Annotated in this window: 24 protein-coding genes; 15 read left to right on the top strand and 9 right to left on the bottom strand. The window is 67.3% G+C overall.

Translation table 11 applies throughout. The annotated features are described in order from the left end of the window. Positions 1-4 precede the first annotated feature (4 nt). The 8 genes from ACZ42P_RS04165 (at position 5) to ACZ42P_RS04130 (ending at position 7,400) form a co-directional block, all read left to right on the top strand. The gene (locus ACZ42P_RS04165) at positions 5-1,597 is read left to right on the top strand and encodes a cytochrome ubiquinol oxidase subunit I (RefSeq protein ID WP_464898839.1); all 1,593 of its coding nucleotides are present in this window, start codon (positions 5-7) and stop codon (positions 1,595-1,597) included. Positions 1,598-1,607: 10 nt separating this feature from the next. Beyond that, positions 1,608-2,747, top strand: coding sequence for a cytochrome d ubiquinol oxidase subunit II (cydB, locus tag ACZ42P_RS04160; protein WP_464898838.1), 1,140 nt, complete (start codon positions 1,608-1,610; stop codon positions 2,745-2,747). Positions 2,748-2,762: 15 nt separating this feature from the next. Further along, positions 2,763-2,885 (top strand): cytochrome bd-I oxidase subunit CydX, encoded by a 123-nt coding sequence (gene cydX / locus ACZ42P_RS04155; protein WP_464898837.1) that lies wholly within the window; start codon positions 2,763-2,765, stop codon positions 2,883-2,885. Continuing rightward, on the top strand, positions 2,882-4,018 hold the full coding sequence (locus ACZ42P_RS04150; protein WP_464898836.1) for an NAD(P)/FAD-dependent oxidoreductase: 1,137 nt from the start codon (positions 2,882-2,884) through the stop codon (positions 4,016-4,018). The genes cydX and ACZ42P_RS04150 overlap by 4 nt, the downstream gene beginning before the upstream one ends. A gap of 5 nt (positions 4,019-4,023) precedes the next feature. Next, the gene (locus ACZ42P_RS04145; protein WP_464898835.1) at positions 4,024-4,311 is read left to right on the top strand and encodes a cyd operon YbgE family protein; all 288 of its coding nucleotides are present in this window, start codon (positions 4,024-4,026) and stop codon (positions 4,309-4,311) included. Positions 4,312-4,405: 94 nt separating this feature from the next. Further along, complete coding sequence (locus ACZ42P_RS04140) at positions 4,406-5,677, top strand: NAD(P)/FAD-dependent oxidoreductase (RefSeq protein ID WP_464898834.1); 1,272 nt, start codon at positions 4,406-4,408, stop codon at positions 5,675-5,677. A gap of 30 nt (positions 5,678-5,707) precedes the next feature. Continuing rightward, positions 5,708-6,595 carry an AEC family transporter gene (locus ACZ42P_RS04135; protein WP_464898833.1) on the top strand — a complete coding sequence of 296 codons (888 nt, stop codon included), beginning with the start codon at positions 5,708-5,710 and terminating at the stop codon, positions 6,593-6,595. A gap of 4 nt (positions 6,596-6,599) precedes the next feature. Beyond that, positions 6,600-7,400: a hypothetical protein gene (locus tag ACZ42P_RS04130; RefSeq protein WP_464898832.1), complete on the top strand. Its 801-nt coding sequence runs from the start codon at positions 6,600-6,602 to the stop codon at positions 7,398-7,400. Here ACZ42P_RS04130 and ACZ42P_RS04125 read toward each other — a convergent pair. The 5 genes from ACZ42P_RS04125 to ACZ42P_RS04105 all read right to left on the bottom strand — a co-directional run bounded on the left by ACZ42P_RS04125 (position 7,367) and on the right by ACZ42P_RS04105 (position 13,042). Continuing rightward, on the bottom strand, positions 7,367-8,578 hold the full coding sequence (locus tag ACZ42P_RS04125) for a ribonuclease H-like domain-containing protein (protein WP_464898831.1): 1,212 nt from the start codon (positions 8,576-8,578) through the stop codon (positions 7,367-7,369). The two genes, ACZ42P_RS04130 and ACZ42P_RS04125, sit on opposite strands and share 34 nt — an antisense overlap. After that, positions 8,565-10,982: a DEAD/DEAH box helicase gene (locus ACZ42P_RS04120; RefSeq protein ID WP_464898830.1), complete on the bottom strand. Its 2,418-nt coding sequence runs from the start codon at positions 10,980-10,982 to the stop codon at positions 8,565-8,567. The genes ACZ42P_RS04125 and ACZ42P_RS04120 overlap by 14 nt, the downstream gene beginning before the upstream one ends. A gap of 88 nt (positions 10,983-11,070) precedes the next feature. Continuing rightward, the gene (locus ACZ42P_RS04115) at positions 11,071-11,958 is read right to left on the bottom strand and encodes a GGDEF domain-containing protein (RefSeq protein WP_464898829.1); all 888 of its coding nucleotides are present in this window, start codon (positions 11,956-11,958) and stop codon (positions 11,071-11,073) included. Positions 11,959-12,122: 164 nt separating this feature from the next. Continuing rightward, positions 12,123-12,803 carry a class I SAM-dependent methyltransferase gene (locus ACZ42P_RS04110; RefSeq protein WP_464898828.1) on the bottom strand — a complete coding sequence of 227 codons (681 nt, stop codon included), beginning with the start codon at positions 12,801-12,803 and terminating at the stop codon, positions 12,123-12,125. A 2-nt stretch (positions 12,804-12,805) separates the two neighbouring features. After that, on the bottom strand, positions 12,806-13,042 hold the full coding sequence (locus ACZ42P_RS04105; RefSeq protein ID WP_464898827.1) for a hypothetical protein: 237 nt from the start codon (positions 13,040-13,042) through the stop codon (positions 12,806-12,808). Between the two features lie 94 nt (positions 13,043-13,136). Here ACZ42P_RS04105 and ACZ42P_RS04100 point away from each other — a divergent pair, with 94 nt between their 5' ends. The 4 genes from ACZ42P_RS04100 to ACZ42P_RS04085 all read left to right on the top strand — a co-directional run bounded on the left by ACZ42P_RS04100 (position 13,137) and on the right by ACZ42P_RS04085 (position 18,401). Beyond that, positions 13,137-13,460: a c-type cytochrome gene (locus ACZ42P_RS04100; protein ID WP_464898826.1), complete on the top strand. Its 324-nt coding sequence runs from the start codon at positions 13,137-13,139 to the stop codon at positions 13,458-13,460. A 231-nt stretch (positions 13,461-13,691) separates the two neighbouring features. After that, positions 13,692-15,611: a PrkA family serine protein kinase gene (locus ACZ42P_RS04095; RefSeq protein ID WP_464898825.1), complete on the top strand. Its 1,920-nt coding sequence runs from the start codon at positions 13,692-13,694 to the stop codon at positions 15,609-15,611. Positions 15,612-15,621: 10 nt separating this feature from the next. Then, a complete protein-coding gene (locus tag ACZ42P_RS04090; RefSeq protein ID WP_464898824.1) occupies positions 15,622-16,890 on the top strand; it encodes a YeaH/YhbH family protein in 1,269 nt (422 codons plus the stop codon). After that, positions 16,887-18,401, top strand: coding sequence for a SpoVR family protein (locus ACZ42P_RS04085; protein WP_464898823.1), 1,515 nt, complete (start codon positions 16,887-16,889; stop codon positions 18,399-18,401). Before ACZ42P_RS04090 ends, ACZ42P_RS04085 begins: the two co-directional genes overlap by 4 nt. An 82-nt stretch (positions 18,402-18,483) precedes the next feature. Here ACZ42P_RS04085 and ACZ42P_RS04080 read toward each other — a convergent pair whose 3' ends face one another. Beyond that, the gene (locus ACZ42P_RS04080) at positions 18,484-19,035 is read right to left on the bottom strand and encodes a DUF2062 domain-containing protein (RefSeq protein ID WP_464898822.1); all 552 of its coding nucleotides are present in this window, start codon (positions 19,033-19,035) and stop codon (positions 18,484-18,486) included. A 9-nt stretch (positions 19,036-19,044) separates the two neighbouring features. Between ACZ42P_RS04080 and ACZ42P_RS04075 the strand changes: the two genes are divergently transcribed. Continuing rightward, a complete protein-coding gene (locus tag ACZ42P_RS04075; protein ID WP_464898821.1) occupies positions 19,045-21,435 on the top strand; it encodes a DNA internalization-related competence protein ComEC/Rec2 in 2,391 nt (796 codons plus the stop codon). On the opposite strand, the gene ACZ42P_RS04070 is transcribed toward ACZ42P_RS04075, so the two are convergent. Both ACZ42P_RS04070 and ACZ42P_RS04065 read right to left on the bottom strand, forming a co-directional pair. After that, entirely contained in the window at positions 21,407-21,718 is a 312-nt protein-coding gene (locus ACZ42P_RS04070) for a PsiF family protein (protein WP_464898820.1), read from the bottom strand. The two genes, ACZ42P_RS04075 and ACZ42P_RS04070, sit on opposite strands and share 29 nt — an antisense overlap. A 95-nt stretch (positions 21,719-21,813) precedes the next feature. Then, on the bottom strand, positions 21,814-22,023 hold the full coding sequence (locus ACZ42P_RS04065; RefSeq protein ID WP_464898819.1) for a hypothetical protein: 210 nt from the start codon (positions 22,021-22,023) through the stop codon (positions 21,814-21,816). A gap of 119 nt (positions 22,024-22,142) precedes the next feature. On the opposite strand from ACZ42P_RS04065, the gene ACZ42P_RS04060 reads away from it, so the two are divergent. Next, positions 22,143-22,538, top strand: a complete 396-nt coding sequence (locus tag ACZ42P_RS04060; protein WP_464898818.1) for a DUF3568 family protein — start codon at positions 22,143-22,145, stop codon at positions 22,536-22,538. Positions 22,539-22,572: 34 nt separating this feature from the next. Continuing rightward, entirely contained in the window at positions 22,573-23,463 is an 891-nt protein-coding gene (locus tag ACZ42P_RS04055) for a hypothetical protein (RefSeq protein ID WP_464898817.1), read from the top strand. A 27-nt stretch (positions 23,464-23,490) separates the two neighbouring features. Here the strand turns inward: ACZ42P_RS04055 and ACZ42P_RS04050 are convergent, their stop codons facing one another. Continuing rightward, positions 23,491-24,876 carry an aspartate ammonia-lyase gene (locus tag ACZ42P_RS04050; protein WP_464898816.1) on the bottom strand — a complete coding sequence of 462 codons (1,386 nt, stop codon included), beginning with the start codon at positions 24,874-24,876 and terminating at the stop codon, positions 23,491-23,493. Positions 24,877-24,880: the final 4 nt, after the last annotated feature.

The raw sequence follows: 24,880 nt of genomic DNA, 5'->3' as shown, positions 1-24,880 counted from the left end.
ATCCATGCTGACCGAGCAACTCGTCGATCTGTCGCGCCTGCAGTTCGCTGTCACGGCGCTCTACCACTTCCTGTTCGTGCCCCTCACCCTGGGGCTGGCGTTCATCCTGGTGATCATGGAGCTCACCTACGTCATCACCGGGCGGCCGGTGTACAAGGACATGGTGAAGTTCTGGGGCAAGCTGTTCGGCATCAACTTCGCCCTTGGCGTCACCACGGGCATCACCATGGAATTCCAGTTTGGCACCAACTGGGCCTACTACTCCCACTACGTGGGCGACATCTTTGGCGCGCCGCTGGCCATCGAGGGGCTGATGGCCTTCTTCCTCGAATCCACCTTCATCGGCCTGTTCTTCTTTGGCTGGGACCGCCTCAACAAGTGGCAGCACTTCCTGGTGACGGTGCTGATGGCGGTGGGCTCCAATCTCTCCGCGCTTTGGATCCTGATCGCCAACGGCTGGATGCAGAACCCGGTGGGGGCGGAGTTCTCCTTCACCACCATGCGCATGGAGATGACCAACTTCTGGGCGATCGTGTTCAATCCGGATGCCCAGGCCAAGTTCGTGCATACGGTTTCCGCCGGCTACGTCACCGCATCGCTGTTCGTGCTGGGCATCTCCAGCTGGTATCTGCTCAAGGGCCGCGACCTGGAATTCGCGCGCCGCTCCTTCCGCATCGCCGCCGGTTTCGGCTTCGCCTCCGCGCTGTCGGTGATCGTGCTTGGCGACGAATCCGGCTACACCGTGGGCGAGGCGCAGCAGACGAAGATGGCCGCCATCGAGGCCATGTGGAAGACCGAGCCCGCGCCGGCGCCCTTCGTGCTGTTCGCGCTGCCCGACCAGGAAGCCCAGCGCAACCACTACGAGATCAAGATTCCCTATCTGCTTGGCCTGATCGGCACGCGCTCGGTCACCCAGACCCTGCCGGGCATCGACGAGATCAAGGAGAAGAACAGGAGGCGCATCGAGCGCGGCATCGTCGCGGTGGGGGCGCTGGAGCGGCTGCGGCGCGACCGGAACGACCAGGAGGCGCTGGCCCTGTTCGAGGCGCACAAGGACGATTTGGGCTTCGGGCTCCTGCTCAAGAAATACACGCCGGACGTATCCAAGGCCACGCCGCAGATGATCGAACAGGCGGTCAACGACACCATCCCCCGTGTCGCGCCCCTGTTCTGGAGCTTCCGCCTGATGGTGGCGCTGGGTTTTGCCTTCCTCGTGCTGTTTACCCTGGCGCTGTTCTACTCCATCAAGGGTACCTTTATCAGCAAGACCTGGCTGCTCAAGTGGGCGCTGTGGTTCATTCCCATGCCCTGGATCGCCGCCGAGCTGGGCTGGTTCGTCGCGGAATACGGGCGCCAGCCGTGGACCATCTACGGCGTCCTGCCCACCCACCTGTCCGTATCCAACCTCACGCCGGGCGCCCTTTACGGCTCGCTGGCCGGCTTCATCGGCTTCTACACCCTGCTTTTGGTGATCGAGCTCTATCTGATGGTGAAGTACGCGCGGCTCGGGCCCTCCAGCCTGGGGCTGGGCAAGTATCACCATGAAAAAACCGGCGGCGGTGCGCTCGCTGCCAACGCGCCCGCGGCCAAGGTCTGAGGAGAGAACCATGCTGGAATACGCAACCCTGAAACTGATCTGGTGGCTGCTGGTGGGGGTGCTCCTGGTGGGCTTCGCCATCATGGATGGTCACGACATGGGCGTGGGGACGCTGCTGCCCTTCGTGGGCAGGAACGATCTGGAACGGCGCGCGGTGATCAACACGGTGGCGCCCCACTGGGACGGCAACCAGGTGTGGTTCATCACCGCCGGCGGCGCCATCTTTGCCGCCTGGCCGCTGGTGTATGCCACCGCCTTCTCCGGCTTCTACTGGGCGATGATGGCGGCCCTCTGGGCGCTGTTCTTCCGGCCGGTGGGCTTCGACTACCGTTCCAAGATCCAGAACCCCACCTGGCGCGCCACCTGGGACTGGGGCCTGTTCGTGGGCGGAGCGGTGCCGCCCATCATCTTCGGCGTGGCCTTTGGCAACCTGCTGCAGGGCGTGCCCTTCCGCTTCGACGACAGCCTGGTGTCCACCTACACCGGGACCTTCTGGCAGCTGCTCAATCCCTTCGGGCTGCTGGCCGGCGTGGTGAGTCTGTCCATGCTCACCTTCCAGGGCGCCAACTACCTGATGATGCGCAGCGAGGGCGACATCTACCGCCGCACTCGCGCCGCGAGCCTGATGTTCGGCGCGCTCACCCTCGTCAGCTTCGCCCTGGCCGGCTGGTGGGTGATGAAGGGCCTCGACGGTTATGTCATCACCAGCACGGTGGATCCCAATGCCATGCCCGATCCCCTCAACAAGACGGTGGCGCGGGAAACCGGAGCCTGGCTCGCCAATTACGGACAGTATCCCTGGACCCGCCTCGTGCCTCTGACCGCCTTCGTCGCAGGTGCCCTGGGCCTCTTGTTTGCCTGGCGCAACCGGCCGGGACTGGCCTTCGTGGCCTCCAGCGTGACCTGTGCCGCCATCATCGGTACTGCCGGGGTGTCCATGTTCCCCTTCGTCATGCCCTCCTCCCTGGACCCGCGCTCCAGCCTCACCGTGTGGGACAGCGTGTCCTCGCCCCTCACCCTCGGGCTGATGCTGGGTGCGACGGTGGTGTTCATGCCCCTGATCGTGTTCTACACCACCTGGGCCTACCGGGTGATGTGGGGCAAGGTGACCACCGATTACATCAGGGCCAACGACAAGTCGGTCTATTGAGCAAAGGAGAACGCCATGTGGTATTTCGCCTGGATACTCGGCGTCACCATGGCCGTGCTGCTGGCGGCCATCAGCGCCATGATGTGTGATGCCAGGGAGTGCGCCCTGGAAGAGGAACGGCGCAAGGCCGAGCAATGAGCCGGCGCATCAGCATCATCGGCAGCGGCTTCGCCGCGCTGACGGCGGTGCGCGAGCTGCGGCGGCGCGCGCCCGACGCGGAGCTCACCCTCATCGCGCCCGAGCCCCGACTGCTCTATTACCCGAGCCTGATCTGGGTGCCCGCCGGTCTGCGCAAGGGGGAGGATCTGCGCATCGACGTGCAGGCCTTCCTCGACCGCAACCGGGTGTGCTTCCATGCGGGGCGGGTGACCGCCCTGGCGGAGGGCGGGCGGCGGGTGATCACGGATCGCGGCGAGGTGGCCAACGACGCCCTGCTCATTGCCAGCGGGGGCCGCTTTCTGAAGCGTCTGCCCGGCATCGAGCACGCGCTGACCGTTTGTGAAGGCGTGGCCGCGGCGGAGGCGATCCGCGACCGCCTGCAGGCCCTGGACGGCGGCACGATTGCCTTTGGCTTCGGCACCCATCCCAAAGAGCAGGGGGCGATGCGCGGCGGCCCGATGTTCGAACTGCTGTTCGGCATCGACACCCTGTTGCGCCGCCAGGGCCGGCGTGACCGCTTCCGCCTGGTCTTCTTCAATGCCGCCCGGGAGCCGGGCAAGCGCCTGGGCGAAAAGGCCGTGGCGGGCCTGCTGCGGCAGATGGAAAAGCGCGGCATCGTCACCCATCTGGGCCACAAAATCCTCGGCTTCGAGGCGGGCCGGGTGAAGACCGAAGGCGGTGACATCGCGGCCGACCTGATCCTGTTCATGCCCGGCATGACCGGCCCCGCCTGGGCGACCGAGTCGGGGCTTGCCCTCTCGGAAGGCGGCTTCTTCAAAGCCGACGCCCACTGTCGTGTCGAGGGCGCGGACAAGGTCTTCGTGGCCGGTGATGCCGGCAGCTATCCGGGGCCGGACTGGTTGCCCAAGCAGGCGCACATGGCCGATCTGCAGGCGAAGACCGCGGTGGAAAACCTGCTCGCCGCCCTCGACGGCCGGCCGCCCACGGTGCGCTTCAAGCCCGAGCTCATCTGCATCGTCGATACCCTGGACCCGGGCATCCTGGTCTATCGCGACGAGAAGCACGCCCTGCTGCTGCCGCCCCGCCGCCTGTTCCACTGGGCGAAGCGCTTCTTCGAATGGCTCTACCTACGTCCCTACCGGCAGGCCTGAGCGGCATGGACACGCGCTTCTGGTACGGCGGGCTGGCGCGACTGGGCTCGCTGCTGGCGGCCCTGACGGTGATGGTGCTGGTCACGGTGTATCCGGCGGCACTCACCCGCGACGGCGCGGCATTGCCCCACGGCGTCTTGATGCTGGTGATGTGGGGGCTGTGCGCCGGCTTCGTGCACGGTGTGGGCTTCGTGCCCCGGCATCCGCTGCTGCGGCTGGCGCTGGGCGCGCCCGCCGCCTGGCCGCTGCTGGGGCTGGCCCTGTTCCTCTACCTGCGGCATTTCATCAACTGACCCCGTCGATCTCTGCCCGAAACGGCGCGGCAGGCCCGCACCGGAGGGGTGGGGCATATCCAACGATCCCTTGCATCCGAAAAAGGAAACCCAAATGGCCCATATCGTCATCATCGGCGCCGGCACCGGCGGCACGCCGGCCGCCTACGAGATCCGCGCGCTGCTGGGCAAGCAGCATCGCGTCACCCTCATCAACACCCATGAGCACTTCCAGTTCGTGCCCTCCAACCCCTGGGTGGCCCTGGGCTGGCGGGACGGCAGTCAGGTGAGCTTTCCCCTGCGCCCCTATCTGGAGAAAAAGGGCATCGACTTCATCGCCCGGCGCGTGGAGCACATCGACCCCGCGGCCCAGCGGTTGACGCTGGCCGACGGCAGCACGGTGGATTACGACTATCTGGTGCTCACCACGGGGCCGCGTCTGGCCTTCGAGCTGGTCCCGGGCGCCGGTCCCGAGGGCGGCCACACCCAGTCGGTGTGCACCCTGGCCCACGCGCAGCGGGCCTATGACGCCTACCGGGCCTTTCTGGAGGATCCGGGCCCGGTCATCGTCGGCGCGCTGCCCGGGGCGTCCTGCTTCGGGCCGGCCTACGAATACGCCATGGCGCTGGAGACCGACCTGCGCCGGCGCAAGCTGCGCCACAAGGTGCCCATCACCTATGTCACCCCCGAGCCCTACGTCGGCCACATGGGCCTGGGCGGGGTGGGCGATTCCAAGGGACTGCTGGAAGCGGAAATGCGCCAGCGTCACATCAAGTGGATCACCAACGCCAAGGTCACGGCGGTGGAGCCCCAGCGCATGCATATCGAGGAATACAACGACCTGGGCGAGAAGATCCGCGAGCAGGTGCTGGACTTCAAATACGCCATGATGCTGCCCGCCTTCCGCGGCGTGGACGCGGTGGCCGCGGTGGAGGGCCTGTGCAATCCGGCGGGTTTCGTGATCGTGGACGAGCAACAGCGCAGCCCGAAATATCCCAATATTTACGCCGCGGGCGTGGGCATCGCCATTGCCCCGGTGGAGACCACGCCGGTGCCCACCGGCACCCCGAAGACCGGCTACATGATCGAGTCCATGGTGTCCGCCATCGCGCACAACATCGCCGACGAACTGGCCGGTCTGCCGCCCACCCACACCGGCACCTGGAGCACCATCTGCCTGGCCGACATGGGCGACACGGGTGCGGCCTTCGTGGCCATTCCCCAGATCCCGCCGCGCAATGTGACCTGGGCCAAGAAGGGCAAATGGGTGCATCTGGCCAAGGCCGCCTTCGAGAAGTATTTCCTGCGCAAGATGAAGACCGGCAACTCCGAGCCCATCTACGAGAAATACATGCTCAAGGCCCTGGGAATCCAGCGCCTGAAATAGGCGGCCGCACAGTCCCCGGCGTCCCGTACAATGGGCGGGATGCTGGGGTTGCGCATCTTTTCCATCGTCTTTCCCGTCTTTGCCGTCATCGCTCTCGGCTGGTGGTACGGGCGCGTCAAGCGCCCGGACATCCAGGTCACCAACCAGATCAGCATGGACGTGCTGGTGCCGGCGCTGGTGTTCGCGGCGCTGGCGTCCAAGTCCTTCGACTTCGCCCATTACTGGCCGCTGGCCCTGGGCGGCGTGGCGGTGATCCTGGGTTCGGGATTGCTCGCCTGGCCGGTGGCGCGCCTGCTGGGGGTGGACGGGAAGACCTTCGTGCCGCCCATGATGTTCAACAACTCGGGGAACATGGGTATCCCGCTCATCGTGCTCGCTTTCGGCGAGGAGGCGCTGCCCGCCGCGATCATCCTGTTCCTGGTGGAGATGATCCTGCACTTCTCCCTGGGCCCCTATCTGCTGGCCCACCGCCTGCATCCGCTGCAGCTAGTGAAGACGCCGGTGATGGCGGCGACCGTGCTGGGGGTGGCGGTCAGCCTGTCCGGGACGACCGTGCCCCAGCCGCTGTACACCGCGATCAAAATGGTGGGCGACGCCTCCATTCCCATGCTGCTGTTCGCGCTCGGCGTGCGCCTGAACCGGGTGTCGTTCAAGGACTGGCACATCGGCGCCTGGAGCGGCATCGTCTCGCCGGCGACGGGGATCGTCATGGTGTTGCTGGTCGCACCGCTGCTCGACCTTGCCCCCGTGCAGCAGTCCATCCTGCTGGTGTTCGGCGCGCTGCCGCCGGCGGTGCTGAACTACCTCATGGCAGAGCAGTACCGGCAGGAGCCGCAAAAGGTGGCCTCCATCGTTTTGCTGGGCAATCTGGCGTCCCTGGCGGTGATGCCGGTAGTATTGGCTTTTGCCCTGTCCTGATGCCATGGCCGTCCAACTGCCGCCCAACAACACCGACGTTCCCGCAGCCTACGTGGGGGCCTGGCGCAAGCGCGCGGCCGACACGCGCAGCCTGTGGCTGCAGACCACGCGCCTGCACGCCATGATCGACATTCCCGCGGACCGGCCGGATTTTTCCGGGCGCACGTCCTGGGAACAGTTCAGCGACGAAGAGCTCATGGTGCTGGCCCACCAGGGCGGGGTGGCGGGGGCGTGCATTGCCGCCGGGGACGTGCTGCACCGGCGCCGCCAGCTGGACTATCTGCCCCAACGGGGGCAGCCCTTCCTGCGCCGCCTGCAGCCGGAGCGCGAGCTGTTGCACGAGTTCTGCCTGGACGGGCGGCAAACCGCCGTGTGGGAGCGACTCGCCGGCCCCGGGGGCGGGGTGGTGGGCCTGCGTTTCCACGACGTGGAGGTGGGCGTGGCCCACGGTGACGAATGCCGCGGTTATCTCCTCGTGGTGGGGCCGTATTTCGCCTACGTGCGCGACCGCTACGGCATGACCCAGCGCGCGGAGAACCTGGCCGTGCTCGCGGAACTGAAGAACTTCACCCGGGAACAGCTTATCGCAGTGCTGGATTTCGAGCTTTCCTTCGGCCGCCGCGACGGCGCCCATCCCTGGAGCATCGAGCTGTCCACCATTCCCTTCCGGGAAGGCCGCCAGCTCATGAACGACGAGGTCCTGGGCCGTATCATCGCGGGCGCCAACCGGGGCCCGGAAAAGATTCGGCGCGGCGGGAGAGTGTTCCTGCGCTACTGGACCCTGGACGAAGACACCCGAGGCTGATCGGCGTTAAGGCGGCGCGCAAGACGGGCAAGCCGCCGCGCCACGTTTGGGTCGTCCGGCCGGCGCGCCGCGAGCGCCCGGGCGTGATAGAGGGCCTGCGCAAAGTCCCGGCTGATGTGCTCGTGATACTTGGCCAGCCGCTCCAGGGCTTCCCCACAGCCCGCGGCGGCCAGACGCTCCCAGATCGCCACGGCGCGCAGCCAGTCCCCACGGCGCCGGTACAGGGCCGCGAGTTCCAACTGGCCGTTGATTGTGAGCTCGGTTTGCCGCCCCAGGAGATGGGCGTGGGCGGTATCGTCCTCGCCCCGGCGGCGGAGGAGGCGGGCGATGGCCAGCACGTCGGCGTCGGGATGCCGGGGGCAGGCGAACAGCGCCGCCAGCCGGGCGGCCAGGGCCACCAGACTCACCAGATCCCAGCGGTTGTGCGCCAGGATGCCCGGCACTTGGGTGACATGCCCGGCCCGCACGAAGTCGAACCAGACCTGGGGCACCAGGTGGCCCGGCAGATCGTCCGTGCGGTGGAAATCGAGCAGCCGCTGTTCCGCCGTCTGGAGCCGGCAGTCGGGCCAGCGGCTGGCGAAGGCCGTGCGGGTGGGATAAAGCAGGTCCAGGTGGCCGTGGGAGCCGAACGGGTCGGCCAGCCGTGCCAGGCGGTAGCGGGCGGTGAGCAGTGGCAGGTCGAAGCGCTTGCCGTTGAAGCTGACCAGGTGCGCGGCTTCACGGTACCAGGGCAGGGCTTCGTGGAGCAGGGCCCGTTCGCCCGCAAAGCCCGTCAGGAAAAACTGGCGCAGGCGCAGGGTGTCGTGCTCGATGCGGGCAAGCCCCAGGAGGAAGGGCAGGGTGCCGGTGCCGCCCGCCAGACCCGTGGTTTCGGTGTCGAGGAACAAGAGCTCGTGGGGACGGGCCGGGCAGCCGTGGAGGAGGTCCAGCGGCGCGTCCAGGATGTCCCCCAGGGGCGTGGCGCCGTGGCGGGACGCAAGAGGCAGGCTGCGTTCCACCACGATCAGACCCGCGGCCAGGCGTTCGCCGCCGAGGGCATTTGCCACCTCCTGCTCGGTGGGGCGTGCATGGGTGCGGGTGAGGCGCGCCAGGCGCTCGGCCACGCCCGGCTGCGGCGGCGCGACCGGCTGCAGCCCGCGCTGGGCCTGGAGCTTCAGCAGGCGGTCACGCAGGCTCATGGTGGCTGTCTGCACCGAACAGTTCGAGCACCGCGAGCGCCGCGCGCTTGGGTGAGAACCCGCGCTCTTCCTCCGAGGCGAGAATCGGCCCGATGCAGGCCGGGCAGCCGTGGGCGCACTCGCAGGCGCCCACCAGCGCGTGGGCGCGGGTCACCACTTGCCGCCGCAGGTCGAACAGCGGCGTGGACAGGCCGATGCCTCCCGGGTAGTTGTCGTAGAGGAACACCGTGGGACGGAATTCGCGCGCCATGCGGTCGAGATCCACATCCCCGCCGTCGAACGCCTTGGGTGCGCCGCGGCCGTCGGCACCGACGGTGGCGAACCAGGTGCTGCCCGCATCGCCCACGGCCCGCCCCAGGTCCCGCGGCTCGGCCATGGTGAGCAGCGCCGCCACGTGGTGCATGGCGTAGGCGGCGCCGAGGAAGCCGTCCAGGGCCTGCCAGCGGCTGGGGAAGGTGGCCGCCAGGCGCGCCGGCTCCAGGGTCCACCACACCGCCGTGGTGTGCATTTCCTGATCCGGCAGGTTCACGTTGCCGTAGCCCACGTTCTCGTGGGTGTAGTAGCGGATCTTCTTGTAGCCGGCCACCCGTCGCACCAGATGCACCTCGCCCCGGGTGGCGGCGTCCGCCTGTTCGAAGGCTTCCAGCACCTTGAGCCTGGTGTAGTCGATGGCATCCGTGTAGTAGTCGGCCCGGGTGCGGGTGACGAAGGCCTTGCGGCCGGTCCAGTCCAGGCGCTCCACCTGGTAGGGCACCGCCTGCACCATGTAGATGGCCCCCTCGTACAGGGTGAGGGCCGCCGAGGAATAATCCACTTCCGCGATCACATCCTGTCTGCCGTCCGTGGTATCGATCACCACGAAGTTGCCCTCCGCCACGCTGCGCAGGGAGACGCTGTTGGCAGGGTAGCCCTCGGCCATCCAGTGCCACTGGCCGCCCTCCCTGTGCAGCACGCCCTGTTCCTCCAGATAGGCGAGCAGGTCTTCCAGCCTTTCCCGGCCGAAGCGCTCGCCCATGACGAAGGGCAGCTCGAAGGCGGCGCAGCGCACGTGGTCCATGAGGATGAGCAACTGGTCCGGGTCGATGCGCGCATGTTCCGGCGACTGCCCGAAGAAGAACTCCGGGTGGCGCACCACGTACTGGTCGAGGGGATCGCTGCCCGCCACCAGCACGCCGAGGGCGGTCCGCTGGCGCCGGCCGGCGCGTCCCAGGCGCTGCCAGGTGGCGGCGATGGTGCCGGGATAGCCGTTCAGCACGCACACGTCCAGGGCGCCGATGTCCACCCCCAGCTCCAGGGCGGAGGTGGCGATCACGCAGTCGATCCTGCCGGCGCGCAGGTCCTTTTCCGCCGCGCGCCGTTCCGTGGGCAGGTAGCCGCCACGGTAGGCGGTGACGCGGGCCGGCTTGCGCGGATCGTGGTCGAACACGTCCTTCAGGTATTTGGTGAGCACCTCCACCATGAGCCGGGTGTTGGCGAAGACGATGGTCTTGAAGCCGGCCTTCACCGCCAGGCGGGCGATGCGCGTGCTCTGGGAGCGGCTGGAGGCCCGGATGCCCAGATCCGGGTTGATCACCGGCGGGTTCCACAACAGGATGTGCTTTTCCCCCTGGGGCGCGCCGCTTTCCGTCACTGCCGCCACCGGCGCGCCGATCAGGGTCTCGGCCAACTCGCGGGGATTGGCCAGCGTGGCCGAGGCCAGGATGAATACCGGCTCCACCCCATAAAAGCGGCAGACCCGCAGCAGCCGCCGGATCACGTTGGCCACATGGGAGCCGAACACGCCCCGGTAGATGTGCATCTCGTCGATCACCACATACCGGAGGCTTTCGAAGAACTGGGCCCATTTGGTGTGATGGGGCAGGATGCCCTGGTGCAGCATGTCGGGATTGGTGACCACGATGTCGCCCCGGGTGCGCACGGCCTTTCGGGCATCCCCCGGCGTGTCGCCGTCGAAGGTGTAGGCGCGCACGCCCAGCCCGCCCGCCTCGTTGAGCTCCAGGAGTTCCGCCACCTGGTCCTGGGCCAGCGCCTTGGTGGGAAAAAGATAGAGCGCCCTGGCGCCGGTCCTGAGCGCGGCGTCGAGCACGGGCAGGTTGTAGCAGAGGGTCTTGCCGGAGGCCGTGGGGGTCACCACCACCGTGTGCCGGCCGGCGGCCACGTGATCCCAGGCTTCGCGCTGGTGGCTGTAGAGCTGCCGGATGCCCCGCGCCACCAGGGCGGCGGCCAGGCGCGGGTCCAGTTCCGGCGGGAAATCGGCGAGGCGTGCCGGGCGCGCCGGCAGGGACAGGCGGCCGGTGATGCGTCCCCGGTATTTGCGTGCCAGGCGGGCGATGAACCCTTCCATGGCGCTGGCGGTTTCAGGCTGGAAAGGGGCAGCTTCGTGGGGAGAGGCGGGTGCGTGCACGGCATCGTTCCTGAGACGGGAATCCACCCCAGTATATCGAACGATCGTTCACGCCAGAAGGGGCCACGAACCGACGCTGGCGTTGGACTCAGGAACGGGCACGGCGGTGGATCCCGGCGTCAGCCGCCCGGCCAGCCGCCTGCAGCAGCCGGGAGAAGACGGGGCGGGAGAGGTGGCGGTCCCCTTCCGCGAGCCCGATGCCGAGATCGAGCGGGATGGTCTGGCCCGCCACGCGCAGGGGTTGGGCGAGGATGGCGGCGCGTATGGCCTGCGCCCGTTCTTCGGCCACCGCGGTCGGGCAGCGCCGCAGCAGCAGCAGGAATTCGTCTTCGCCCAGGCGCGCCACGAAGTCGTCCGCCCGGGTTTCCCGTTTCAGCCGCGCAGCCACCTGGGCCAGCACGGCGTCCACAAGCTGGGGACCATGACGCTGCATGATGGCTTCCCGGTTGTGCAGGCGGCACAGCAGCACCTGGACCGGCAGATAGCTTTCGGGTGGGGCGCGTTCCAGCTCGGACAGCCGTTTCCAGAGGGCGCGACGGTTGGGAAGCTGGGTCAGGTCGTCGAGGAAGCGGCGCGCGGCCAGTTCCTGGTTGGCCTGTTCCAGGTTGCGGGTGGCCTCCGCGAGCTGCCGGCGCAGCTCCGCGATTTGGGCATCGCGCTCACCGAGGTGGCGTGCCACGTCCCGCGCCAGCGCCGCCACGCTGCGCTGGAGGGTCTCCCACTCCCGTGGCCCGCAGCGGGGCAGGGGTGCGAAGGCGCCGCGGAAGCCGCTGGCCGGCAGGTGCCGCAGGGCCTGCGCGAGACGCGCCATGGGCCGGGCGAGATGACGGGCCAGGACGACACCGAGGAGGGGCGCGACGATCACCGCCGCCGCCAGCTGTGCCTGCCAGCCCAGGGCATGGAGCGCGACGGTGGCCAGGGCCGCGACGAGCAGGGCGGCGACCAGAAGCAGACGCAGGGTGGGGCGGCCGGGCATGGGAAACGACCTGCACAGGCGTTGGAGCTGGGCAGGCGCTGGCGAACAAGCAAGAACGATGCCCGCCGGGTTGTGCCAGAAAGTCCTTGAGGATCAGTGCATTGCGCCGGGGTTGCGACGGTGGCTGGCAAGGGGCCGACGGGCCGGGCGGAATTCCGACAGCCTCAGGATGCCGGGACGAAGCGCAGGAAGTAGCTGTCCCGCAGCAGGGGGCGGTCCTCCACCAGGCGGAAGCCTGCAGCCTCCACTTCGGCGATGACGGTTTCCTTGCCTGCGCGCACATGGCTCAGGATCCAGGACGTGCTCACGCCCGGGATGCGGTGGAAATCCACGATCACCAGCGCACCGCCGGGTTTCAGGGCCCGTCGCAGGGAGGCGAGCATCGCGCCCGGCTGCTCGAAGTGGTGGTAGGTGTCGCACACGAAGGCGAGGTCCACGGAACCCGGCGCAAGGCCAGTGTCGGTCTGGTTGTTGACCACCCCGGTCACCTGGCTGAAGCCCCGTTCCCGGGCGCGGCGCAGGATGTTGTCGATGAAGGGACGCGAGATGTCCACTGCGATCACCCGCCCCTGGGGCCCCACCTTTTGCGCAAACAGCAGGGTGAACAGGCCGGTGCCGGCACCGATGTCCGCCACCACCATGCCCGGCCCTACGCCGGTGGCGGCGACGATGTCGTGGCGCCGGTCATAGACCTCGCGGCCCTCGTGTTCGAAGCGCTCCACCCAGCTCTGGAAATCCGGCGCCAGAAAGGGCGCGTTGATTTCCGGCCGGGCGCCGGTCTCGGCGCGCGCCGGCGCCCCGGCAAGGAGCAAAAGCGCCGCGACGAGCCATGCCCAGCGGGGCATCGTCAATCCAGCCATGCCTTCAGGTAGAACAGGCGAAAGCCCTCGCTGGAGCGGGAGGGTCCGATCACCACGGCGGCGTAGCGGCCCTGGGCGGGGTCCGCCTCGCGCCGTGCCTCCGCCTCGCTGTCCTTCACATAGACGCAGTTTTCGGGAAACCGCTTGCGGTTCTTGCCCGGTGCATAGACCACGGCGTAGCGTTCGGCGACGCCTGCGGATTCTTCCAGTTGCAAGCCTTTCATGGAATGATTCCGGCAGATGGGGGATGGGATTATGTGCCGCGCCGCCGGGGCCGGCAAGCGCAGGCAACACCTCGTGTTTTTTGCAGGAGGGAACATGCGTCATTCCTGGTTTTTGGTTTTTCTCTTCTGGGCGCCGCTTTCCCTGGCGGCGGACGAGCCAGGGCGCACGGGTGAAGCGGTCTATCGCGGCACCTGTGCGGCCTGTCACGACACCGGCGCGGCCGGTGCGCCCCGAATCGGCGACAAAAAAGCCTGGGCGCCCCGCATCCGGGAGGGCAAGCGCATGATGGTGAAAATGGCCATCCGGGGCATCCGCGGCATGCCGCCCCGCGGCGGCAATCCGGCCCTGAGCGACGAGGAGGTGGAACGCGCCGTGGTGTATCTGCTCAACCAGTCGGGGGCGCGCTTCAAAGAGTGAGCCGCGTTATCAGCACGCCCATGCCCCTGCTGCGCGCAGGCATGAACGCGATTTCATGCCGGCCCAAAATAATTTTGGTCAAGTCGGGACGAAACTGGCCGATAATGGATTCGTGGGTGCATGGCACCAATCCCGTTCGGCCCGGTCCAAGGATCGGTGCCAAATTCCCGCAAGGGCGGCAATTGCCTGCCGTGAGGGTCGCGGTTCTCCATCGTGCAACGGGGGTGCTCCATGAGCCTGTTCCACCAGTACATCGCCCGCTACCGTCGTGAGGAGGAGGAATACTCCCTCGACGAATACCTCAACCTCTGCAAGAACGACCGCATGGCCTACGCCAGCGCCGCCGAGCGCATGCTGGCGGCCATCGGCGAGCCGGAGCTGGTGGACACCCGCCAGGATCCGCGCCTGTCCCGCATCTTCTCCAACAAGATCATCAAGGTCTATCCCGCCTTCAAGGACTTCTACGGGATGGAGGAGACCATCGAGCAGATCGTCTCCTACTTCCGCCATGCGGCCCAGGGGCTGGAGGAGAAGAAACAGATCCTTTACCTGCTGGGGCCGGTGGGCGGCGGCAAGAGCTCGCTGGCCGAGAAGCTCAAGCATCTCATGGAACGGGTGCCCTTCTACGCCCTCAAGGGCTCGCCGGTGAACGATTCGCCCCTGGCCCTGTTCTCCGCCGACGAGGACGGCGAGATCCTGGAGCAGGAATACGGCATCCCCCGGCGCTACCTCAACAAGGTGCTCTCGCCCTGGGCCGTCAAGCGGCTGCACGAATACAACGGCGACATCACCAAATTCCGGGTGGTCAAGCGCTGGCCGTCGGTGCTGGGCCAGGTGGGCATCGCCAAGACCGAACCCGGCGACGAAAACAACCAGGACATCTCTTCCCTGGTGGGCAAGGTGGACATCCGCAAGCTGGAGAAATACTCCCAGGACGATCCGGATGCCTACAGCTACTCGGGCGGCCTGTGTCTGGCCAATCAGGGCCTGCTGGAATTCGTGGAGATGTTCAAGGCGCCCATCAAGGTGCTGCATCCGTTGCTCACCGCCACCCAGGAAGGCAACTACAAGGGCACCGAGGGTTTCGGCGCCATTCCCTTCGAGGGCATCGTGCTCGCCCACAGCAACGAGAGCGAATGGCAGGCGTTCCGGAACAACAAGAACAACGAGGCCTTCCTGGACCGCATCTACATCGTCAAGGTGCCCTACTGCCTGCGCGTGTCGGACGAGGTGAAGATCTACGAGAAGCTTTTGCGCAACAGCTCCCTGGCCGATGCGCCCTGCGCGCCGGGCACGCTGCAGATGCTGGCCCAGTTCTCGGTGCTCACCCGCCTCAAGGAACCCGAGAATTCCAGTATTTACAGCAAGATGCGGGTGTACGACGGGGAGAACCTGAAGGACACCGACCCCAAGGCCAAGAGCTACCAGGAATACCGCGACTTCGCGGGGGTGGACGAGGGCATGACGGGGATCTCCACCCGTTTCGCCTTCAAGATTTTGTCCAAGGTGTTCAACTTCGACCACAGCGAGGTCGCCGCCAATCCGGTGCATCTGCTCTACGTGCTGGAAAACCAGATCGAGCAGGAGCAGCTGCCGCCCGAGGTGGAGAGCCGCTACATCGCCTTCATCAAGGAATACCTGGCACCGCGCTACGTGGAGTTCATCGAGAAGGAACTGCAGACGGCCTATCTGGAGTCCTATTCCGAGTATGGCCAGAACATCTTCGACCGCTACGTGACCTACGCCGACATGTGGATCCAGGACCAGGAATACCGGGATCCAGACACGGGCGAGATGCTGGATCGCGCCCAGCTCAACGCCGAGCTGGAGAAGATCGAGAAGCCTGCGGGCATCGCCAATCCCAAGGATTTCCGCCACGAGGTGGTGAATTTCGTGCTCCGGGCGCGGGCGCAGAACCACGGCAGGAACCCTGCCTGGACCAGCTATGAGAAACTGCGCGCGGTGATCGAGAAACGCATGTTCTCCAGCACCGAGGACCTGCTGCCCGTGATCTCCTTCAACGCCAAGGCCTCCAGCGAGGAGCAGAAGAAGCATCAGGAATTCGTGCAGCGCATGGTGGCCAAGGGCTACACCGAGAAGCAGGTGCGCCTGCTGGCCGAATGGTATCTGCGCGCGAGGAAGGCCTCCTGAGGCCGGCATCATGAGCCAGTTCATCGACCGCCGGCTGTCCGGCAAGAATCGCAGCGCCGTCAACCGGCAGCGCTTTCTGCGCCGTTTCAGGAGCCAGATCCGGCAGGCGGTGCGCGATGCGGTGTCCGGACGCCGGGTGGCCGACCTGGAACGGGGCGAGAAGATTTCCATTCCCGCCAAGGATCTCTCGGAACCGGTATTCCACCATGGCCCCGGCGGGCGGCGTGTCATCGTGCATCCGGGCAACCGGGAGTTCGTCACAGGTGACCGCATCGACCGCCCCGAGGGCGGCGCCGGCCAGGGGGGACGCGGTGGCTCGCCCGATGGCGAAGGGCTGGATGAATTCGTGTTCGAGCTGTCGCGCGAGGAATTCATGAACTACTTCTTCGAGGATCTGGCCCTGCCGGATCTGGTGAAGAAGCAGCTCACCGCCGTGCCCGAGGTCAAGCGGGTGCGGGCCGGTTTCGTGAGCCAGGGCAATCCCGCCAACCTGCACGTGGTGCGCTCCATGAAACAGGCCATCGGCCGGCGGCTCGCCATGTCCGCCGGGACGCGGGAGCGCCTGCGCGAGGCGGAGGCGGCGCTGGAGGCGCTCGAGGCCCAGGGCTTGGGCGCAAGCCCGGAAGCGGAGGCGCTGCGCGGGGAAATAGAGGCCCTGCGCGCGCGCCTGGCAGCGGTGCCTTTTCTCGATACCTGGGATCTGCGCTACGCGCACCGCATCGACCAGCCCCAGCCCACCAGCCAGGCGGTGATGTTCTGCATCATGGACGTGTCGGGCTCCATGGACGAGCAGCGCAAGAACATCGCCAAGCGCTTCTTCATGCTGCTCTACCTGTTCCTCACCCGCAGCTACGAGAAGATCGACCTGGTGTTCATCCGCCACCACACCGTGGCCATGGAGGTGGACGAGGAAGACTTTTTCCACTCCCGGGAAACGGGTGGCACGGTGGCTTCCAGCGCCCTGACGCTCATGTACGAGATCATCCGGGAGCGCTATCCCAGCGCCGCCTGGAACATCTACTGTGCCCAGGCCTCCGACGGTGACAACTGGGAGGGGGATTCGCCCCGCTGCCGGGAACTCCTGCTCGAATCCATCCTGCCCCTGGTGCAGTACTACGCCTATGTGGAGATCGAGGCCGAACATCCCCAGAGCCTGTGGCACGAGTACGAATACGTGAAGTCACTGTATCCCCAGCAGTTCGCCATGCAGCGCATCCGCGGCCTGGAGGACATCTACCCCGTGTTCCGGGAACTGTTCCGCAAGAAGGTGGCGGCATGAGGGAGGACACGGCCGTGAGCCAACGCCGTCCCATCTCCGAAGGCTCCGACTGGAACTTCGACCTGCTGCGCGCCTACGACCGGGAGATCGCCCGGGTTGCCGCCCACTACGGCCTCGACACCTATCCCAACCAGATCGAGGTCATCACCTCGGAGCAGATGATCGACGCCTATTCCTCCGTGGGCATGCCCGTGGGCTATCACCACTGGTCCTTCGGCAAGCAGTTCATGGCCATCCAGAAGAGCTACCGGCGGGGCCAGATGGGGCTGGCCTACGAGATCGTCATCAATTCCAATCCCTGCATCGCCTACCTGATGGAGGAGAACACCATGACCATGCAGGCGCTGGTGATCGCCCATGCCTGCTATGGCCACAACTCCTTTTTCAAGGGCAATTACCTGTTCCGCACCTGGACCGATGCCGAGGCCATCCTGGATTACCTGGTGTTCGCGCGCAACTACGTCGCCGAATGCGAGGAACGCTACGGCGAGGAGGCGGTGGAGGAGATCCTCGACTCCTGCCATGCCCTGATGAACTACGGCGTGGACCGCTACAAGCGGCCCGCCAGGCTGTCCATGGCCAAGGAACAGGCGCGCCAGCGGGAGCGGGAGGAATACCTGCAATCCCAGGTGAACCTGCTCTGGCGCACCCTGCCGGTCAAGGAAGCGGCGCGGCGGGAGCAACAAGAGGAACGCTTCCCGCCGGAACCCCAGGAGAACCTGCTTTACTTCATCGAGAAGCACGCGCCCCGTCTGGCGCCCTGGCAGCGGGAGATCGTGCGCATCGTGCGCAAGATCGCCCAGTACTTCTATCCCCAGCGCCAGACCCAGGTGATGAACGAGGGCTGGGCCACCTTCTGGCACTACACCCTGCTCAACCACCTCTACGAGGAAGGCCGGCTCACCGACGGCTTCATGATCGAGTTCCTCCAGTCCCACACCAACGTGGTGTATCAGCCGCCTTATTACAGCCGGGGCTACAACGGCATCAACCCCTACGCCCTGGGTTTCAACATGTTCCGGGACATCCGGCGCATCTGCGAAAACCCCACGGAGGAGGACCGGCGCTGGTTCCCGGAGCTGGCGGGAGCGGACTGGCGCAAGGTGCTGGACTTCGCCATGCGCAACTTCAAGGACGAAAGCTTCATCGCCCAGTATCTGTCGCCCCATCTGATCCGCGAGATGCGCCTGTTCGCCGTGGTGGACGATGACCGCGAGGATCAGCTGGAGGTGGCGGCCATCCACGATGACGCCGGCTACCAGCAGGTGCGGCGCTGGCTTGCGGACCAGTACAACCTGGGCCAGCGGGAACCCAATATCCAGGTGTGGCAGGTCGACCTCTACGGCGACCGTTCCCTCACCCTGCGCCATTTCATGCACCAGCGCCGCCCCTTGGGCGAGAGCACGCCCGAGATGCTCAAACACGTGGCCCGCCTGTGGGGCTACGACGTCTATCTGGAAAGCGTGGACGAAACCGGCGAAGTCCAGTACGCGGAAGAGTGCCGCGTGTGATCAGAAAGCGGCTGCGCCGAAGCCGCGTGCCTGCCCCATGCCTTCCCCTGTCGTCACGTCCTGCCGGCCAGTGATGCTTTTGTCATGAACGTGGTACATTTCGGCGGTGGTTGCGGCGCCGCCAGTGAATCACCACGCCCAGCCGCCAAAGAAGCCGCACCCCGAAATAGCCGATGAGGGACAGGCTCGCCCCCAGGATCAGCACGCCCACCAGGAGCGTGGGTCCCAGGGAGGCCAGCCAGTGGAAGAAAGCGGGGACGGCTTCCAGCCAGTTGCCTGACCAGTCGAACTCGAAGGCCGTGGCCTGACCACCGGCGTTGGGATAGACCCGGCTGCCAATCTGGTAGGCAAGCAGGTAGAGGGGCACGAAGGTGAAGGGGTTGGTGTAGAGGGTGGTGAGCACCGCCACCGGAAGATTCACCCGGAACACCACCGAGAAAATGGCGGCGAACAGCATCTGCACCGGACCCGGAATGAGGCCGGTAAAGAGCCCCACCGCCACGCCACCCGCCACCGAGCGCCGGTTGAGGTGCCACAGGTTGGGATGACGCAGGAGTGGCGCGAGCCAGCGCACCGAGCGGTGTTCCCGGATGTGGCGGGCGTGGGGCAGACGTTTGCGGAGGTAATGCTTCATGGGGGAGGCGTGCGAGGGCTCATTGTAGCCTTTGTGCTGGGCGTCGCGTGGCTGCAGCAGCAGCCCCTGCTGCCGGACGCATCCAGCGCCCTGTGGGTCGTGCCGGCGGCCCTGGCGGGGCTGGCGCTCCTCTCCCGTGCCCGGGTCGCCGCCTGGCTGCTTTTGCTGGCGGCGGCGTTGGGCGCGGGTTACCACTATGCGGGCTGGCGTGCAGCCCTGCGCCTGGCGGACGCGCTGCCGCCGGCGTGGGAGGGGCGCGACATCCGCCTGGTGGGGGTGGTGGCCGACCTGCCCCAGACCACCGAGCGCGGGCTGCGTTTCGTGTTCGAGGTGGAGCAGGTGCTCACACCGGCGGCCCGGGTGCCGCGCAAGCTCCAGCTGTTCTGGTTCTACCGCGGCAGCCAGGCGGAGGAGGGGGCGCACCTCGACCCGGCGCGTCTGCGCGCCGGCGAGCGCTGGCAGTTCCTGGTGCGCCTGAAGCGGCCCCACGGCACGGCCAATCCCCACGGCTTCGACTACGAATACCACCTGCTGGAACGGGGCATCCGCGCCACCGGCTACATCCGCCAGGACCCCGAAAATTTCCGTCTCGACAGCCTGGTGCCGCGGCCCGCCTGGCTCGTCGCCCGCGCCCGGGACGACATCGCCCGCGCCATGGGCCGCACGCTGGCGGACGCCCCCTACGCGGGCGTGCTGATCGCCCTGGCCATCGGCGAGCAGGGCGGCATTCCCCAGGAGCAGTGGCGGGTGTTCACCCGCACTGGCATCAACCACCTGGTGGCCATTTCCGGTCTGCACGTGACACTGTTTTCCGGGCTGGTGTTCCTCCTCGTCGAGTGGAGCTGGCGCCGGAGCGCGCGCCTCACCCAGCGCTGGCCGGCGCGCAAGGTGGCGCTGGCCGCGGGGGTGGCCGCGGCCTTCGTCTATGCGCTGCTCACCGGCTTCGCCGTGCCCGCCCAGCGCACCTTCTACATGGTGGCGGCGGCCGCCCTGGCGGTCTGGCGCGACCGCCATACCTCGCCTTCCCGCGTGCTGGCATTGGCCCTTGCCGTGGTGGTGCTGCTCGACCCCTGGGCGGTGCGGGCCCCCGGTTTCTGGCTTTCCTTCGGTGCGGTGGCCCTCATTTTCTACGTCACGAGCCATCGCCTCGGCCGGCCGGGACGGCTCACGGAAGCCGTGCAGGTGCAGTGGGCCATGACCCTGGGTCTCATTCCGCCCCTTTTGGTGCTGTTCCAGCAGACTTCCCTGGTCGCGCCCGTGGCCAACGCGCTGGCCATTCCCCTGGTGAGCTTCCTCGTCGTGCCCCTCACCCTGGCCGGGGCGTTTCTTGGTCTGGATTCCCTGCTGCACGTGGCCCACGGGGTGTTCGCCCTGGGCATGGTGCCGCTCTTGTGGCTTGCAGAGCTGCCTGCGGCCGTCTGGCAGCAGCATGCGCCGCCCCTGTGGACCGCGGGCGTGGCCATGGCCGGTGTGGCGTGGCTGCTCGCGCCACGCAGCGTGCCCGGACGCTGGGCCGGGGCCTGTGCCTTCCTGCCCATGTTCCTGCTGGCGCCGCCGCCCCTGCCGGCGGGGGTGGTGGAGGCCGCGGTGCTGGATGTGGGGCAGGGACTGGCCGTGCTGCTGCGCACCCGCGAACACGCCCTGCTGTTTGATGCGGGGCCCCGCTTCGGCCAGGACGTGGACAGCGGCAGCCGCATCGTCCTGCCCCATCTGCGCGCCGCGGGCGTGAAGCGGCTAACCGGCTTCGTGGTATCCCACGCCGACAACGATCACGCGGGCGGCGCGGCATCAGTGCTGGATGGCGTACCCGTGGGCTGGTTCATGGCGTCCCTGCCTGCGGGCGATCCCCTGCTTGTGCGCCGCACGGACGCGCTGCCCTGCCTGGCCGGCGCCCGGTGGCGCTGGGATGGCGTGGAGTTCCGCGTGCTCCACCCTTCGGCGCAGGCGCTCACCGCCTACCGCAAGGCCAATGACCGTGGCTGCGTGCTGCAGGTGGAGGCCGGCGGGCGCCGCCTCCTCATCGCCGCGGACATCGAGGCCCGCGCGGAACGGGAGCTGGTGGCGCGGCTCGGGCCGCTGCTTGCCAGCGAGGTGCTGGTGGTGCCCCATCACGGCAGCCGCACCTCTTCCAGCGTGGAGTTCATCGCCAGTGTGGCGCCGGACTGGGCGGTGTTCACCGTGGGCTACCGCAACCGCTTCGGTCATCCCAAGCCGGACGTCGTGGAACGTTACCGACTGTTCGGCAGCCGCCTGCTGCGCAGTGACGAAAGCGGGGCGGTGACCTTCCGGCTCGGGCCGGAAGGCGTAGAGGTGACGGAGGAAAGAAGGGCGCACCCCCGCTACTGGCGCAGCGGGGGAACCGGGGCGGGATTTACTGCTTCTTCAGGCACTGGCTCATGAACTTTTTGCGCTCATCGCCCTTGAGGCCCTTTTCCTTGGCCTCGCGGCTGCAGTCGGCCATGCGCTGCTGCTGTTCGGTGCGCGCCTTGGCGGGCTCGGCACCGCCCTTGAGACACTGACTCATGAATTCCTTGCGGGCATCCCCCTTCAGGCCCTGTTTGCCCGCCTCCTCGTTGCAGTGGCGCATGCGTTCCTGCTGCGGGGTGGGGGCTTTTTCTTCCCTGGCATGGGCCGCGGACACGGTAGCCAGGGCGAGGGTGAGGGCGATCAGGATTTTCTTCATGGGTTTCTCCTCCAGCGGGTCGAAAACACAAACGGGCAAGCAAAACGGGTGATGACAACGTCATCACCCGCCATTCTACCGCAACCTGGACGGATTTACTTGGCGGCCGGGGCGCTGCCTTCGCCGGAAGCGGCCGGCTTGTGCACGCGCTTGTGGCTGCGCTTGTGGGCCTGCTTCTTGGCCGGGGCGCTGGCGCTCTTGGCCGGGGCGGCGGCGGGTTCGGCCGGCGCGGCCGCGTCGGCGGCAAAGGCGCTGGTGGCCAGCGCGAAGGAGGCGGCGATCAGGGCAGCGAAGATTTTGCTCATGCTAAAGTCCTTTCCTAAACAATCGTTAAACGGAATCGCACGGGAACCGTGCTAAGTTCACTAACGCGCCGGCTTCAGGATGGTTGACGGCCCGGCGCACGATTTTGGAGGAGCAGCCCATGACGCACATACTGAACCCCGCCCTGGCCGCCCTGGCGGCGCTGGTGCTGGCCGGCTGCGAGGCCGCGGCCCTGACCGCCCTGGGGGTGGGTGCCTCGGCCGGTGTCTCCCACACCCTGAGTGGCATCACCTACCGCACCTTCGCAGAGCCCCTGCCCAAGGTGAAGAGTGCGAGCCTCAAGGCCCTGAACCGCATGCAGATCAAGGTCGCCGGGTCGTCCAGGATCGAGAACGGGGAGGCCATCAAGGCCAAGGCCGCCGACCGTGACATCGACATCGAGCTGGAAGCCCTGAGCCCCAGCACCACCCGCATGCGGGTGACGGCCTCCCAGGGACTGCTCAAGGACAGCGCCACCGCCACCGAGATCATCATGCAGACCGAGCGTTTCCTGTGACGCCGGCCTGAAACCACGACGAAAGGAGCTCACCATGGCCCCACGGTTCCCCCTACGAAGCGTCATGGTCGCCCTGCTGCTGGCGGGCCTGGGCAGTGCCTGGGCCGCGACGGACACCGATCTGCGCAGCGCGGCGGCCACCCTGGACCGGCTCGCCACCACCCAGGAACCCAGCCGGGTGACGAGCCGGTTTGCCGGCGACTTCGCCACCTTCGCCGGCTCCCAGGAGAATGCCGAGGCACTCATCACGGGCCTGCGCAGCGGCACCCCCATTACCCTGACCAGCCCGTCCGCCAGCGGGACCGTCGGCACGACCACCATCACGCCGCCCACCCGGCCCATGGGCTATGGCAACACCTATATCAGCCTGAGCCTGGCCAAGGCCCAGCTCGCGAGCTACGGCATCACCGCGCCCACACCCCAGGAGCTGCAGGCGGCCCTCACCGGCGGCAGCCTGACCGTGACCCGGGTGGCGGCAGATGGCACCGTCACCACCGAGACCGTCGCCCTGGAGGGCATCCTGAACCAGCGGGCCGCCGGCATGGGCTGGGGCGAGATCGCCAAGGCCAACGGCTTCAAGCTCGGGGAGGTGGTGAGCAGCATGAAGTCGGCCCAGCGCGCCCTGGCCTCCCCGGGCAGCGCCAGCCTCCCTGCATCCACCGTCGCTCCGGCCGGCAGCCGCGCAAGCGGGCAGGGCCATGCCTACGGACGGGGAATTACCACGGCAGTGAGTGGCGGCGGCGTGGTTTACGGCAAGCGCTACGGTTCGTCCGAGGGTCATGCGGTCAAGGCAAGCGCGGCGGCCCAGGGTCAGGCCGGCGGCGCGAATGTCGGCGGCAGGCTCGCCGCGGCGGGCGCGGTCAGCGCGGCCGGTGGCAGCCACGGCAATTCCGCCAGCGCACCGGGCCATGTCAAGGCCCGCTGAACGGGGGCCACGCCTGCGCGCCGTCCGTCAGTCGATGCGCCCGTCGCGCGCGGCCTTGAGCACCAGGGCGTCGAATTCCTCCGCGCTCATGATGCCGTGGGCGGCCACGATCTCCCGCACCGGCCTGCCCGTCTTTTCCGATTCCTTGGCGATCTCCGCCGCCTTCATGTAGCCGATGCGCGTGTTGAGCAGGGTCGCCAGGCCCACGCTGGCGTGGATGAACTGGTAACAGCGTTCCCGGTTGACCCGCAGCCCTTTCAGATTCTTTTCCGTCGCCGCCGTAATGGCGTTGGTGAGCCAGTCCATGGCGTCGAACAGGGCGGAGCCCAGCGCCGGCATCATGACGTTGAGCTCGAGCTGGCCTGCCTGGGTCATGGCGGCCACCGCCGCGTCCTGCCCCAGCACCTGGTAGCAGACCTGGTTGAGCATCTCGAACATCACCGGGTTGACCTTGCCCGGCATGATGCTGGAGCCCGGCTGAACCGGCGGCAGGGTGATTTCCCCCAGCCCGGTGCGGGGGCCCGAGGCGAGCAGGCGGATGTCGTTGCTGATGCGGGTGAGTTCCAGCGCCAGGCCGCGCAGCGCCGCGGACAGGCGCTGCAGGTCGTACATGGACTGCATCTGGGCGGTGAGCTCGCTTGCCACGATGGGTTCATTTGTGAGCCGGGCCAGCTCCTCCGCCACCCGTTGGGGATAGCCCGGCGCCGTGTTGAGTCCCGTGCCGGCCGCCGAGCCGCCCAGTCCGATCTCACACAGGCGGGGGCGCACCGCCTGCAGTTCGGCCACCACCCGGCGCAGGGTCCAGCCATAGGCCGCGAATTCGCGCCCGATGGTGGTGGGCACCGCATCCTGCAGATGGGTGCGGGCGCTCTTGACCGTATCCCGTTCCTCAGTGCCGATGCGTTCGAATTCCGCGGCCATCGCCTCCACGGCGGCCGTCAGCCGCGGCAGCTTGGCCAGGCAGGCCAGACGAATCGCGGTGGGAATCGTGTCATTGGTGCTCTGGCCCATGTTCACGTGGTCGTTGGGATGGATGGGCTTGTATTCCCCCTTCTTGCCACCCAGGGCGACATTGGCGAGGTTGGCGATCACCTCGTTGGTGTTCATGTTGTGGCTGGTGCCGGCGCCTGCCTGGAAACGGTCCACCACGAACTGGTCGAGAAATTCACCCGCCAGGATGCGCTCGCAGGCCGCGACGATGGCATCCCGGCGTTCCCTGTCCAGCCAGCCGGGCTGGCAGTTGGCGCGCGCCGCCGCCAGCTTGATGAGCACATGGGCCCTGATAAAATCCGCGTCCGGCCCGCGGCCGGAAATGGGAAAGTTTTCCACCGCGCGCGCCGTCTGGATGCCGTACCAGGCGTCGGCGGGAACTTTGAACTCGCCCAGAGAGTCTTTTTCGATGCGGTAATTCATGGTG

The organism is Thiobacter subterraneus (assembly GCF_055379455.1).
Note: the sequence above shows the minus strand (reverse complement) of the source record. Positions and strands in the feature narration are given on the sequence as shown.